General features: G+C 73.9%; 14 protein-coding genes and 1 riboswitch. All 14 genes read left to right on the top strand.

The window, feature by feature from the left end:
- Positions 1–33: 33 nt before the first annotated feature.
- Positions 34–621: a TIGR03086 family metal-binding protein gene (locus JQN70_RS03040; RefSeq protein ID WP_204129847.1), complete on the top strand. Its 588-nt coding sequence runs from the start codon at positions 34–36 to the stop codon at positions 619–621.
- A gap of 231 nt (positions 622–852) precedes the next feature.
- Positions 853–1,064: riboswitch (cobalamin riboswitch) on the top strand.
- Positions 1,065–1,215: 151 nt separating this feature from the next.
- Positions 1,216–3,642, top strand: coding sequence for a ribonucleoside-diphosphate reductase subunit alpha (locus JQN70_RS03045; RefSeq protein WP_204129848.1), 2,427 nt, complete (start codon positions 1,216–1,218; stop codon positions 3,640–3,642).
- Complete coding sequence (locus JQN70_RS03050) at positions 3,639–4,661, top strand: ribonucleotide-diphosphate reductase subunit beta (protein ID WP_307835785.1); 1,023 nt, start codon at positions 3,639–3,641, stop codon at positions 4,659–4,661. Before JQN70_RS03045 ends, JQN70_RS03050 begins: the two co-directional genes overlap by 4 nt.
- A gap of 98 nt (positions 4,662–4,759) precedes the next feature.
- Positions 4,760–5,887: a histidinol-phosphate transaminase gene (locus JQN70_RS03055; protein ID WP_204129849.1), complete on the top strand. Its 1,128-nt coding sequence runs from the start codon at positions 4,760–4,762 to the stop codon at positions 5,885–5,887.
- Positions 5,884–6,498: an imidazoleglycerol-phosphate dehydratase HisB gene (gene hisB, locus JQN70_RS03060; protein WP_204129850.1), complete on the top strand. Its 615-nt coding sequence runs from the start codon at positions 5,884–5,886 to the stop codon at positions 6,496–6,498. Before JQN70_RS03055 ends, hisB begins: the two co-directional genes overlap by 4 nt.
- 4 nt (positions 6,499–6,502) lie before the next feature.
- Positions 6,503–7,165, top strand: a complete 663-nt coding sequence (locus tag JQN70_RS03065; RefSeq protein ID WP_204129851.1) for a hypothetical protein — start codon at positions 6,503–6,505, stop codon at positions 7,163–7,165.
- Positions 7,162–7,803: an imidazole glycerol phosphate synthase subunit HisH gene (gene hisH, locus JQN70_RS03070; protein ID WP_204129852.1), complete on the top strand. Its 642-nt coding sequence runs from the start codon at positions 7,162–7,164 to the stop codon at positions 7,801–7,803. The genes JQN70_RS03065 and hisH overlap by 4 nt, the downstream gene beginning before the upstream one ends.
- A gap of 177 nt (positions 7,804–7,980) precedes the next feature.
- On the top strand, positions 7,981–8,718 hold the full coding sequence (gene priA, locus JQN70_RS03075; protein WP_204129853.1) for a bifunctional 1-(5-phosphoribosyl)-5-((5-phosphoribosylamino)methylideneamino)imidazole-4-carboxamide isomerase/phosphoribosylanthranilate isomerase PriA: 738 nt from the start codon (positions 7,981–7,983) through the stop codon (positions 8,716–8,718).
- Positions 8,715–9,452 (top strand): SseB family protein, encoded by a 738-nt coding sequence (locus JQN70_RS03080; protein WP_204129854.1) that lies wholly within the window; start codon positions 8,715–8,717, stop codon positions 9,450–9,452. The genes priA and JQN70_RS03080 overlap by 4 nt, the downstream gene beginning before the upstream one ends.
- Positions 9,453–9,694: 242 nt before the next feature.
- Positions 9,695–10,378 (top strand): translation initiation factor IF-3, encoded by a 684-nt coding sequence (gene infC, locus JQN70_RS03085; RefSeq protein WP_307835787.1) that lies wholly within the window; start codon positions 9,695–9,697, stop codon positions 10,376–10,378.
- Positions 10,379–10,435: 57 nt separating this feature from the next.
- Positions 10,436–10,630: a 50S ribosomal protein L35 gene (rpmI, locus tag JQN70_RS03090; RefSeq protein WP_204129855.1), complete on the top strand. Its 195-nt coding sequence runs from the start codon at positions 10,436–10,438 to the stop codon at positions 10,628–10,630.
- Positions 10,631–10,677: 47 nt separating this feature from the next.
- A complete protein-coding gene (gene rplT / locus JQN70_RS03095) occupies positions 10,678–11,061 on the top strand; it encodes a 50S ribosomal protein L20 (protein WP_204129856.1) in 384 nt (127 codons plus the stop codon).
- 14 nt (positions 11,062–11,075) lie between these two features.
- On the top strand, positions 11,076–11,882 hold the full coding sequence (locus JQN70_RS03100) for a TrmH family RNA methyltransferase (RefSeq protein WP_204129857.1): 807 nt from the start codon (positions 11,076–11,078) through the stop codon (positions 11,880–11,882).
- Positions 11,883–11,892: 10 nt separating this feature from the next.
- Positions 11,893–12,966 carry a sensor histidine kinase gene (locus JQN70_RS03105; RefSeq protein WP_204129858.1) on the top strand — a complete coding sequence of 358 codons (1,074 nt, stop codon included), beginning with the start codon at positions 11,893–11,895 and terminating at the stop codon, positions 12,964–12,966.
- Position 12,967 lies beyond the last annotated feature (1 nt).

The following is a 12,967-nucleotide window of genomic DNA, read 5'->3' on the forward strand; positions in this document are numbered from 1 at the left end:
CCGGCCCGCTGCTGCCGACGTCAGGAGCACGCCGTGATCGACCTCCGTCCCGCCACCGACCGGGTGTCCGACCTGCTCGACGGGGTGCGCGAGGAGCACCTCGGCGCCCCGACCCCGATGGGTCCGGACGTCACCGGGCTGGTGCACCACCTGCTCGGCCTGACCGTGGCCTTCCGCGATGCCGCCGGGAAGGTCGAGGGGCCGACGACGGGGACGCCGCCGGCGCCGGTGGTGGGGCAGCTGCCCGACGGGTGGCGCGAGGAGCTGCGGACCCGCCTCGCCGAGCTGGGGGAGGCGTGGGCGGACCCCACGGCCTGGACCGGGATGACGCGCGCGGGCGGGGTGGACCTGCCGGGTGGGGTGTGCGGGCTCGTCGCCCTCGACGAGGTGCTGCTCCACGGCTGGGACCTCGCGGCGGCCACCGGCCAGGGCTACCGACCCTCCGGCGAGGAGTCGGCGGCCGTGCTGCCGATCGTCACGCCGCCGGAGGACCCCGAGCAGGCCGCCGCCGAGCGCGAGGGCCTGTTCGGCGCAGCGTTGCCCGTGCCCGAGGGAGCGACGGAGTTCGAGCGGGTGCTCGCCCTCGCCGGCCGCGACCCCGGATGGACCCCGCCGGCCTGACGCCCGGACCGTCCCCCTCCTCGCCCGTGGAACGCGGCACGTGCGGGGTGTGCGCGGTCGTGCGGGGGTTTCGGACAGCGATAACCCGGCACGTGCGGGGTGTGCGCGGTCGGGTGGAGGTTCGGACAGCGATAACCCGGCACGTGCGGGCTTCTGCGAGCGCGCGGCGGCACGGTGGCGGCGCGACACGCCACGACATCTGGGTCCCGGACGGTGTCGGCGCCCCCACATATGGTGTCTCTCGCAGCTGGTCCTCGACCCGCCCCCGGGCGGCGAGAGGGGCAAGAGGGAACCCGGTGCAAGTCCGGGACTGCCCCGCAGCGGTGAGTGGGAACGACCCCCGTCAGGGAGCACTGGGTGCACGGCACCTGGGAAGCGACGGGCAGTAGGCGGCGCGAGCCCGGCCCACGAGTCCGAAGACCTGCCAGTCGCGCCGTGCCCGCCCGGGCACGGCACCTGTCGCGGTCGCGTGGGACGGCCGACGGGAGCAGGCGGTCCTCGGGCACCGGCGCCGCGCCGGCGACCCCGTCGTCCCCTCGCCTCGTCACCCCTCGCGCGCTCGCGGCCGGTCCTTCGAGCTCGCGAGGAGAGAGCATGACGACCACCGCCCAGGGGCCCGCCCCGGCGACCACCATCGGCGCCCCCGCACCGGACACCACGACCCGCACCGCGATGCAGGTGCGCAAGCGCAACGGCGACACCGAGCCGGTCGACGTCACGAAGATCGTGCGCGCCGTCGAGCGGGTCAGCGACGGCCTCGACGAGGTCGACCCGCTGCGGGTCGCGACCCGCACCATCAGCGGTCTCTACGACGGCGCGACGACCGCCGAGCTCGACCGGCTGTCCATCCGCACCGCCGCCGAGCTTATCGGGGAGGAGCCGGAGTACAGCCGGCTCGCCGCCCGGCTGCTCGCCGGCTACGTCGACAAGGAGGTGCGCGGCCACGGCGTCGCGTCCTTCAGCCAGTCCGTGGCGCTCGGGCACGCCGAGGGCCTCGTCGGCGACGCCACCGCCGAGTTCGTGGCCGCCAACGCCGTCAAGCTCGACCGCGCCGTCGACCCGGCGAACGACCGGCTCTTCGAGTACTTCGGGCTGCGGACCGTCTGCGACCGCTACCTGCTGCGCCACCCGACGACCCGCCTCGTCCTCGAGACGCCGCAGTACTTCCTGCTGCGCGTCGCGTGCGGCCTCGCGACGAGCACCCGCGAGGCCCTCGAGCTGTACCGGCTGATGGCGCGCCTCGACTACCTGCCGAGCAGCCCGACCCTCTTCAACTCCGGCACCCGTCACACCCAGATGAGCTCGTGCTACCTCGTCGACAGCCCCCGCGACGAGCTCGACTCGATCTACGAGCGCTACCAGCAGGTGGCCCGGCTCTCGAAGTTCGCCGGCGGCATCGGCATCGCCTTCTCGCGGGTCCGGGGCCGTGGCGCGCTCATCCGCGGCACGAACGGCACGAGCAACGGCATCGTCCCGTGGCTGCGCACCCTCGACGCCAGCGTCGCCGCCGTCAACCAGGGCGGCCGGCGCAAGGGCGCCGCGTGCGTCTACCTCGAGCCGTGGCACCCCGACGTCGAGGAGTTCCTCGAGCTGCGCGACAACACCGGCGAGGACGCCCGGCGCACCCACAACCTCAACCTCGCCAACTGGCTGCCGGACGAGTTCCTCCGCCGGGTCGAGGCCGACGGGATGTGGAGCCTCGTCGACCCGAGCGAGGTCCCGGGGCTCACCGACCTCTGGGGCGAGGACTTCGACGAGGCCTACCGTGCCGCCGAGCGGGAGGGCCGGGTGGTGCGGCAGCTGCCGGCCCGAGAGCTCTGGGGTCGGATGATGCGCACCCTCGCCCAGACCGGCAACGGCTGGATGACCTTCAAGGACGCCGCCAACCGGGCGTGCAACCAGACGGCCGAGCCCGGCCAGGTCGTGCACCTCTCCAACCTCTGCACCGAGATCCTCGAGGTGAGCAGCGACGACGAGACCGCCGTCTGCAACCTCGGGTCGGTCAACCTCTCCCGCCACCTGACCGCCGACCGCACCGACGTCGACTGGGAGAAGCTGCGCGCGACCGTCCGGACGGCCGTCACGTTCCTCGACCGGGTCGTCGACGTCAACTACTACCCGAGCGAGCAGGCGGCGGCGTCCAACCCGCGCTGGCGCCCGGTGGGGCTGGGGTACATGGGCCTCCAGGACGTCCTCTTCGCGCTGCGCCTGCCGTTCGACTCGCCGGAGGCGCTCGACCTCTCGACGCGCATCGCCGAGGAGGTGCTGCTCACCGCCCTCGAGCGCTCGAGCGAGCTCGCCGCCACGAGCGGTCCGCATCCTTCCTTCCGGCGCACCCGGGCTGCGCAGGGCGTCCTCCACCCCGACCACTTCGACGCCGTGCCGACCCAGCCCGAGCGCTGGGACCGGTTGCGCGAGAAGGTGGCCGAGCACGGTCTGCGGAACAGCCTCGTCGTGGCCATCGCCCCGACGGCGACCATCGCGTCGATCGCCGGCTGCGGCGAGTGCATCGAGCCGCAGGTCTCCAACCTCTTCAAGCGCGAGACCCTCTCCGGCGAGTTCCTCCAGGTCAACGGCCACCTCGTGCGCGAGCTCAAGGAGCGAGGGCTCTGGACCCCTGCGACCCGCGACGCCGTCAAGCGCGCCGACGGGTCGGTGCAGGGGCTCGTCGACCTCCCCGAGGACGTCCGGACCCTGTTCCGCACGGCATGGGAGCTGCCGCAGCGGGCCCTCATCGCGATGGCCGCCGCTCGCCAGCCCTACGTCGACCAGAGCCAGTCGCTCAACCTCTTCATGGCCAACCCGACGATCGGGAAGCTGTCGTCGATGTACCTCCACGCGTGGAAGTCGGGACTCAAGACGACCTACTACCTGCGCTCGCGCCCGGCGACCCGCATCCAGCAGGCGACGGTCTCCGAGAACCGTTCCGCCGCAGCTCTTCCGACCACCCCGGTTCCGACCGACGAGGAGGCCCTCGCCTGCTCGCTCGAGAACCCCGAGTCCTGCGAGGCCTGCCAGTGACCACCACCGACACCACCACCCCGCTGCTCCTCGACCCCGGGATGAGCCTCACGCTGCGGCCGATGCGCTACCCGCACTTCTACGACCGGTTCCGCGACGCCATCAAGAACACGTGGACCGTCGAGGAGGTCGACCTGCACTCCGACCTCGCGGACCTGCACCGGCTCAGCCCCGCCGAGCAGCACCTCGTCAAGCGGCTCGTGGCCTTCTTCGCGACCGGCGACACGATCGTCGCGAACAACCTCGTGCTCAACCTCTACGAGCACGTGAACGCCCCCGAGGCGCGGCTCTACCTCTCCCGCCAGCTCTTCGAGGAGGCGGTGCACGTGCAGTTCTACCTGACCCTGCTCGACACCTACGTCCCCGACGAGCGCGAGCGACACGAGGCCTTCGCAGCCGTCGAGAACATCCCGTCGATCAAGGCCAAGGCCGACTTCTGCTTCCGGTGGATCGACAGCCTCGCCGACCTGCGGACGCTCGAGACCCGGGAGGACCGGAAGTCGTTCCTGCTCAACCTCGTCTGCTTCGCGGCGTGCATCGAGGGGCTGTTCTTCTACGGCGCCTTCGCGTACGTGTACTTCCTCCGCTCGCGCGGCCTGCTCAACGGGCTGGCGTCCGGCACCAACTGGGTGTTCCGCGACGAGTCGATGCACATGGCCTTCGCCTTCGACGTGCTCGACACCGCCCGCGAGGAGGAGCCCGACCTCGTCGACGAGCAGTTCGAGGACGACGTGCGGAGGATGGTCGCCGAGGCCGTCGAGGCCGAGGCGCAGTTCGCGCAGGACCTGCTCGGCGGGGGAGTGGCGGGGCTCTCGACCGCCGACATGCGCGCCTACCTCGAGCACGTCGCCGACCGGCGGCTCGAGCGGCTGGGCATCGCCCCGCTGTACGGGTCGGCCAACCGGCTGGCGTTCATGGAGCTCCAGGACGTGCAGGAGCTGTCGAACTTCTTCGAACGGCGGGTGTCGGCCTACCAGGTCGGCGTCGGGGGTCGGGTGTCCTTCGACGACGACTTCTGACCGGCGCGGGGGGGGGGGGGGGGGGGGGGCCGGGGGGGCCCCCCCCCCCCCCGGGGGCCCCCCCCACCCCGCGGTGGACCCCCTCCTAGACTTGCGGCATGGATGCGCGCGCCACCGTCGACTCGATGCTGCGCGCCGACCTGCGTGGCCGGACCGCCTACGGCGCACCGCAGCTCGACGTCGCCGTCGCGCTCAACACGAACGAGAACTCGTACCCGGTGCCGGACGTCGTCGTCGAGGCGATGACCCGGGCGGTCGAGGTGGCCGCCCGAGGCCTCAACCGGTACCCCGACCGCGAGTTCACCGCTCTGCGCGGGGACCTCGCGGCCTACCTCTCGCGCAGCGGCACGCCCGTCACCACCGAGCAGGTGTGGGCCGGCAACGGCTCGAACGAGGTTCTCCTGCACCTGCTCCAGGCCTTCGGTGGGCCCGGTCGCACGGCGCTCGGCTTCACGCCCGCCTACTCGATGCACCCGATCATCACGACGACCACCGGCACCGCGTGGGTCGACGGGATGCGTGGCGTCGCGGGGGCGGGCGCCTTCGACCTCGACGCCGCCTCCGCCGTCGGTCAGGTGCGCCAGCTCCGGCCCGACGTCGTCTTCCTCTGCTCCCCGAACAACCCGACGGGGACGGCGCTCGACCTCGACACCGTCGTCGCCGTCCACGACGCGGCCGAGCACGCGCTCGTCGTCGTCGACGAGGCCTACGCCGAGTTCGCCCGCCCCGGCACACCGTCTGCGCTCACCCTGCTGGCGGACCGGCCCCGGCTCGTCGTCACCCGCACGATGAGCAAGGCCTTCGCCCTCGCCGGCGGCCGCCTCGGCTACCTCGCGGCCGACCCGGCCCTCGTCGACGCGTTGCGCCTCGTCCGGATGCCGTACCACCTGTCGACGCCCACGCAGGCCGTCGCCCGGGCCGCCCTCGCCCACGCCGACCTCATGCTCGACACCGTCGACGTCGTCAAGGACCAGCGCGACCGCATCGTCACCGAGCTGGCCCGGATGGGCCTCGACCCGGTCCCGAGCGACGCCAACTTCGTCCTCTTCGGCGGCCTCGCCGACAGCCACGTGACGTGGCAGGCGCTCCTCGACCGGGGCGTCCTCGTCCGCGACGTCGGCATTCCGCACTATCTTCGTGTCACGGCCGGGACGCCGGAGGAGACCACCGCCTTCCTCGACGCCCTCGCCGCCCTCGTCCCGACGCACGCAGGAGCAGCCCCGTGAGCAGCGCGCCGACCCACCGCACCGCCACGGTGCGCCGGGCCACCTCCGAGAGCACGGTCGAGGTGAGCGTCGACCTCGACGGCACCGGCCGCGGCGAGGTCAGCACCGGGGTGCCGTTCTACGACCACATGCTCCTGTCGCTCGCCAAGCACTCCCTCCTCGACCTCACGGTCACGGCCACGGGCGACACGCACGTCGACGCGCACCACAGCGTCGAGGACGTCGCCATCGTCCTCGGGCAGGCCGTCCGCGAGGCGCTCGGCGACAAGAGCGGCATCTCGCGCTTCGGCGACGCCACCGTGCCCCTCGACGAGGCCCTCGTCCTCGCGGTCGTCGACGTCGCGGGCCGTCCGTACTGCGTCCACGAGGGCGAGCCGGCCGGCCAGGAGCACGTCGTCATCGGCGGCCACTACGTCGGGTCCCTGACGCGGCACGTCCTCGAGTCCTTCGCCTTCCACGCCCAGATCGCCCTCCACGTGCGGGTGCTCGCCGGCCGCGACCCGCACCACGTCGTCGAGGCCCAGTTCAAGGCCCTCGCGCGTGCCCTGCGGGCCGCCGTGGCCCGCGACCCGCGCGTCGAGGGCGTCCCGAGCGCGAAGGGTGCGCTCTAACACCGTGGCCGCCGACGCGCGCTCGGGCACGGGGCACGGTCTGCTCCTCGTGCGGCGCTCGCCCGCGTCGGTCGGCCGCTGGCTGCGCAAGGGCCTCGTCGCCGCGACCATGGCCCCGCTCGACGGCTGGACCGGTGTCACCGTGTCCGAGCACACCGCCCGCAGCGCCGCGCCCTACGACGCCGCGCTCGAGGTGCTCGCGGCCCGCCCCGCACCCCGCGGCGGCCGCCCGGTCCTCGGGTTCTTCGACCTCCAGGGCCGCGCGGTCGTCACCGTCCAGCCGGCCGGGGTCCGCAAGGCGCAGCAGTGGGCCGTCTGGGAGCCGCGCACCGGCGTCGTCGAGACTCCGTCGCTGCCGCGGCTCGGCGTGCCCGGGCTGCTCGCCGCGGCCGGGGCCGGTGGGGCCCGGGGCGAGGACGTCGCCGGGGTCCTGCGCTCGGGCGACGGCACCCCGCTCGACGTCCTCGTCACCCTGCTCGGCCTGCTCGGGCTGCCCGGCCGCGACCTGCTCGAGCGGGGCGACTGCCCGGGGGCCAGCGACGTCGAGCCGTCGACGCGCGGCGTCCTGATGTTCGACCGGCTCGTCGCCGACGAGGCCCAGCACCGGGCCGAGTGGGAGGCCGCCTGGGGTGGCTCGGCCGCGGACGGGGCCCGGGAGACCCGATGAGCCCGGACGTCGTCGTCCTCGACCACGGCAGCGGGAACGTCCGCTCGGCCGTCCGCGCCCTCGAGCACGTGGGCGCCGCCGTCACGCTCACCGCCGACCGCGAGCACGCCCTGCGCGCCGACGGCCTCTTCGTCCCCGGCGTCGGCAACTTCCACGCCTGCATGGCCGGGCTCACCGCCGTCGACGGCCCGTACGTCGTCGACCGGCGGCTGGCCGGCGGCCGTCCCGTCCTCGGCGTGTGCGTCGGGATGCAGGTGATGTTCGAGGGCTCCACCGAGCCGAGCGTGGCGCCGGTGGCCGGTGTGGGCGAGTGGCCGGGCACGGTCTCGCGGCTCGAGGCGCCGGTCGTCCCGCACATGGGCTGGTCCCAGCTCGACGTCGCGGCGGGCTCCACCCTCTTCGCCGGCCTCGAGCACGAGCGCTTCTACTTCGTGCACTCCTACGCCGCGCACACGTGGGACCTCGCCGAGCCCGAGGGAGCCTTCGCCGCCGTCGCGCCGCGGGTCACCTGGGCCACGCACGGCGAGCGGTTCGTCGCCGCCGTCGAGAACGGGCCGCTGGCCGCCACGCAGTTCCACCCCGAGAAGTCGGGCGAGGCCGGGCTGGCCCTGCTCGAGAACTGGGTCCGCTCGCTCTGACCTCGGTCACGTCGCCCCACGCGCCTCTCGCGTATCGGGTCACCCGATACGACCGCGCTTCGCCCGGGAAGCGTTCCGGGGTGAAGCGCAGGGTTGTCGGGTCACCCGATACTCGTGGGGCACGAGGCGGGTGGACCGGGTGACCGGCTCACCGGCGGGGGCGGCAGACTGGTCACCGTGACCGACCAGCCGCGCCTCCAGCTGCTCCCCGCCGTCGACGTCGTCGAGGGACGGGCCGTCCAGCTCGTCCAGGGCGTCGCCGGCAGCGGCGGCGAGTTCGGCGACCCCGTCGAGGCCGCCCTGCGCTGGCAGGACCAGGGCAGCGAGTGGCTCCACCTCGTCGACCTCGACGCGGCCTTCGGTCGCGGCTCGAACGCCGACCTGCTCGCCGAGATCGTCGGCCGCCTCGACATCGACGTGGAGATGAGCGGCGGCATCCGCGACGAGGAGTCGCTCAGCCGGGCGCTGGCCACCGGCTGCCGGCGGGTCAACGTCGGCACCGCGGCCCTCGAGGACCCCGCGTGGACCGCCCGTGCCATCGCCGAGCACGGTGACCGGGTGGCCGTCGGCCTCGACGTCCGGGGGACCACCCTCGCCGCCCGCGGCTGGACGAGCGAGGGCGGCGACCTCTGGGAGACCCTCGCCCGGCTCGACGCCGAGGGCTGCGCCCGCTACGTCGTCACCGACGTCGCCAAGGACGGGATGATGACGGGCCCGAACCTGCAGCTGCTGCGCGACGTCTGCGCGCGCACCGACCGGCCGGTCGTCGCGTCAGGAGGCATCTCCACCCTCGAGGACGTCGCGGTCGTCCGCACCCTCGTCGGCGAGGGCGTCGAGGGCGCCATCGTCGGCTCGGCCCTCTACCGCGGGGCGTTCACCCTCCCCGAGGCGCTCGACGTCGCCGGCCGCCCGTGACCGGCGCGCACGACCCCGCGGACTCCGCCGGCACGCCCTGGCAGCACCGCGAGCTGAGCCCCAGCGGCTTCGAGACCGACACCGGCGCCGCCGACCCCGCCCTGCTCGCCGTCCTCGCCGACGACGCCACGGACGACACCGCCCTGATGCGGGCGGTCGAGGCCGCCCGCCTCCTCGTGCCCGTCGTCGCGGAGCCGACCGGCGTCGACGACAGCGGGGCGCACGCCGTCGAGACCGGGGTCGACATGGCCGCCGTCACCCTCGTCGCCCCGGACGGCCGCCGCGCCCTGCCCGTCTTCTCGGGCACCGACGCCCTCGCGGCCTGGGACGCCGCCGCCCGACCGGTGCCCGTCACCCCCGCGCGCGCCGCGCAGGCCGCCGTCTCCGAGGGCTGCGACGTGCTCGTCGTCGACGTCGCCGGCCCCGTCACACGGGTCCTGCGCCCCTCGATGCTCTGGGCGCTGGCCCAGGAGCGCGCCTGGCAGCCGGCGCACACCGACCCCTTCGTCGTCCGCAGCCTGGCCGCCGCCGTCGCCGACGAGCCGGACGTCCGCGCCCACTCCGTCGAGGAGGGGACCCCGGCCGGCGAGGGGGTCCTCGGCGTCGTCCTCACGCTGACGCCCGGCCTCGACCCGGAGCAGGTGCGGGCCGTCGCAACGCGGGTGGGGGAGCGGCTGGCCACCGACGGTGAGCTGCGCGCGCGGGTCGACGGCCTCGCCTTCCGCATCGTCTGAGCACCGCGGATTTCGGGTCGCGCGCCCCCGGCTGGTAGCCTTGTGCGCTGACCGACCGCCTCGTCCGCGAGGCGGTGTGCAAGAGGAGCCCCGCTTCCACCCGCGTCGACCACACGGTCGCCGGGTTCCCGGTCCGCGACGAGACGTCGTGCGCGCCCTCCGGCGTGCCGCGGCCTCCCGTGGCGGACCGACGGACTCGAGGCTCCTGCGCACCCGGTGCGAGGAGCCTCTCCTCGTTCCCGGTGGCCACACGACGGCAGGACGTGACGAAGGAGAAGCACATCAGCGAGCCACGCATCAACGACCGCATCCGGGTTCCCGAGGTGCGGTTGGTCGGCCCGAACGGCGAGCAGGTCGGCATCGTCCGGGTCGAGGACGCACTCCGTCTGGCGGCGGAGGCCGACCTCGACCTCGTCGAGGTCGCACCGATGGCGAAGCCGCCGGTCGCCAAGCTCATGGACTTCGGCAAGTACAAGTACGAAGCCGCGATGAAGGCCCGTGAGGCGCGCAAGAACCAGGTCAACACGGTCATCAAGGAGATCAAGCTCCGCCCGAAGATCGACCCGCACGACTACGGCACGAAGAAGGGCCACGTCGTCCGGTTCCTCAACGGCGGCGACAAGGTCAAGGTGACGATCATGTTCCGCGGTCGCGAGCAGTCCCGCCCCGAGCTCGGGTTCCGGCTGCTCCAGCGCCTCGCCGAGGACGTCGTCGAGCTGGGCACCGTCGAGTCCCAGCCCAAGCAGGACGGCCGCAACATGGTCATGGTCCTCGCGCCGACGAAGAAGAAGGCGCAGGCGATGGCCGAGCAGCGGCGCAAGCGCGACGAGGCGCGTTCGGAGCACCCGGCCGAGGAGGCCCCGGAGACCGAGCCCACCACGACGGGCGAGGCGCCGGACCCGGCCGAGACGGCCGACGCGGGCTGAGCCCGCCCCCCCGACACCCCCGCACCAGACAGCACACCACCCAAGGAGATCGGCACCATGCCGAAGAACAAGACGCACAGCGGCACCAAGAAGCGCTTCCGGGTCACCGGCTCGGGCAAGATCATGCGCGAGCAGGCCGGCCACGTCCACAAGTTCCACGAGAAGACCCCGCAGAAGGCGCGGGCCCTCTCCAAGGACGTGCTCGTCTCGAAGGCAGACGTCTCCAAGGTCAAGAAGCTCCTCGGCCGCTGAGGCCTCCCCATCCCACGTACTGACGAAGCACAGCAAGGAGAACTCACGTGGCACGCGTGAAGCGGGCGGTCAACGCCCAGAAGAAGCGCCGGGTCGTCCTCGAGCGGGCCAGCGGCTACCGCGGGCAGCGCTCGCGCCTGTACCGCAAGGCCAAGGAGCAGGTCCAGCACAGCCTCGGCTACAGCTACCGCGACCGCCGGGCCCGCAAGGGTGACTTCCGTCGCCTCTGGATCCAGCGGATCAACGCCGCGGCCCGCGCCAACGGCATGACCTACAACCGCTTCATCCAGGGCCTCAAGGCCGCCGAGGTCGAGGTCGACCGCCGCATGCTCGCCGAGCTCGCGGTCAACGACGAGGCCGCGTTCGCCGCGCTCGTCGAGATCGCCAGGGCCAACCAGCCGGCCCGCGAGCCGGCCAAGGCCTCCGCCTGAGCCAGGTGCCCTCGATGGACAACCCCCGGTCCGACCGGGTCCGGTCCGTCGCGGCGCTCTCGAAGCGGTCGGTGCGCTCGCGCACCGGCCGCTTCGTCGTCGAGGGACCCCAGGGCGTGCGCGAGGCGGTCCGCCACGCGCCGGACCGGGTCCGCGACGTCTACCTCACCGCCGAGGCGGCGGCGCGGTACGCCGGCGACGTCCTCGGTCCCGCGCGCGAGGCCGGTCTCCGGGTCCACGAGGTGACCCCCGAGGTGCTCGCCGCGATGGCCGACGCCGAGGCGCCCCAGGGCCTGCTCGCCGTCGTCGACACCCCGGCGCCGACCCTCGAGGACGTGCTCGCGGCCGGGCCACGGCTGCTCGTCCTGCTGACCAACGTCCGCGACCCGGGCAACGCCGGCACCGTCATCCGGGGGGCCGACGCCGCGGGCGCCGACGCGGTGCTCGTCAGCGACGCCTCGGTCGACGTGCACGCGCCGAAGGTGGTCCGCTCGACGGCCGGGTCGCTCTTCCACCTCCCGGTGGTCACCGGTCTCGACGTCGCCGCCACCCTCACGGCGCTGCGCGCCGCCGGGGTGCGCTCGCTCGCGGCCGACGGCACCGGCGCCACCGCGCTCCCCGACGCCGACCTCGACGGCCCGCACTGCTGGGTCATGGGCAACGAGGCGTGGGGCCTGCCGGCCGAGGTCCGCGACGCCTGTGACGACATCGTGCGCGTCCCCATCCACGGCCTCGCCGAGTCGCTCAACCTCGCGATGGCCGCGACGATCTGCCTCTACGCGTCGGCGGGGGTCCTCCGGTCCGGAGACCGTCCGGGGTAACGTGCCGCCCATGCCCGAGCGGTACCTCGTCCCCGACGACCTGGCCGCCAACGGCCTGGAGTTCATCCCCGACGGGCTGGTCGCGGCCATCGGCCCCGACCGCACGGTGCGCTTCATGAACAGCCGCGCCGAACGCATCACCGGTCTGCGGGCCGCCGACGTCGTCGGCCGCGACCTCGTCGAGGCGCTCCCGCTCCAGGACCTCGGGGGCGACTCGTGGTGGGAGCTCACCGACCCGTGGCACGGCCTCGAGACCCGCACCGGCCACCGTGAGCGGCTGCTCGTCCTCCCGTCGGGCCGCGAGCTGCTCGTCACCGCCCAGTACAACCGTCGCGGCCGCGGCCGCGGCCAGCCGGTCGTCTCCGTCGTCCTCGGCCTGCGCGACGCCGAGGGCCGGCGCCGCGCCGAGAAGGAGAGCGCGGCCCTGCTCACCTCGGTGGCCCACGAGCTCCGCTCGCCGCTCACCGGCGTCAAGGGCTTCTCCTCGACCCTGCTGCGCAACTGGGAGCGCTTCACCGACGAGCAGAAGCGGCTGATGCTCGAGACGATCGAGGCCGACGCCGACCGGGTCACCCGCCTGATCACCGAGCTCCTCGACACCTCGCGGATCGGCACCGGACGGCTCACCGTGCACCCGGTGCCGGTCGCCGTCCTGCCCCGGATGGAGGCCCAGGTCGAGCGGCGGGTGGCCGCCGGGGCCGACCGCGACCAGTTCGAGCTGCACGTCGGCGACGGCGTCGACGTCGTCTGGGCCGACGCCGACCGCCTCGAGCAGGTCCTCACCAACCTCGTCGACAACGCCCTGCGGCACGGCCGGGGGAGGGTGAGCATCTCGGCCGAGCGCTCGCACTGGGACGGGCCGGCCGCCGTCGACGTCGTCGTCTCGGACGACGGCGACGGCATCGCACCCCAGCACCGCGAGCTCGTCTTCTCGCGGTTCTGGCAGGCCGGCGCCAAGCACGGCACCGGCCTCGGCCTCTACCTCGTGCGCGGCCTCGTCGAGGCGCACGGGGGCGAGGTCGTGGTCGAGGAGGCGCCCACCGGTGGTGCCCGCCTGCGGGCCACCTTCCCCGACCTCGAGTGAC

The organism is Phycicoccus sonneratiae (genome assembly GCF_016887965.1).
GTDB classification, from domain to species: Bacteria; Actinomycetota; Actinomycetes; order Actinomycetales; family Dermatophilaceae; genus Phycicoccus; species Phycicoccus sonneratiae.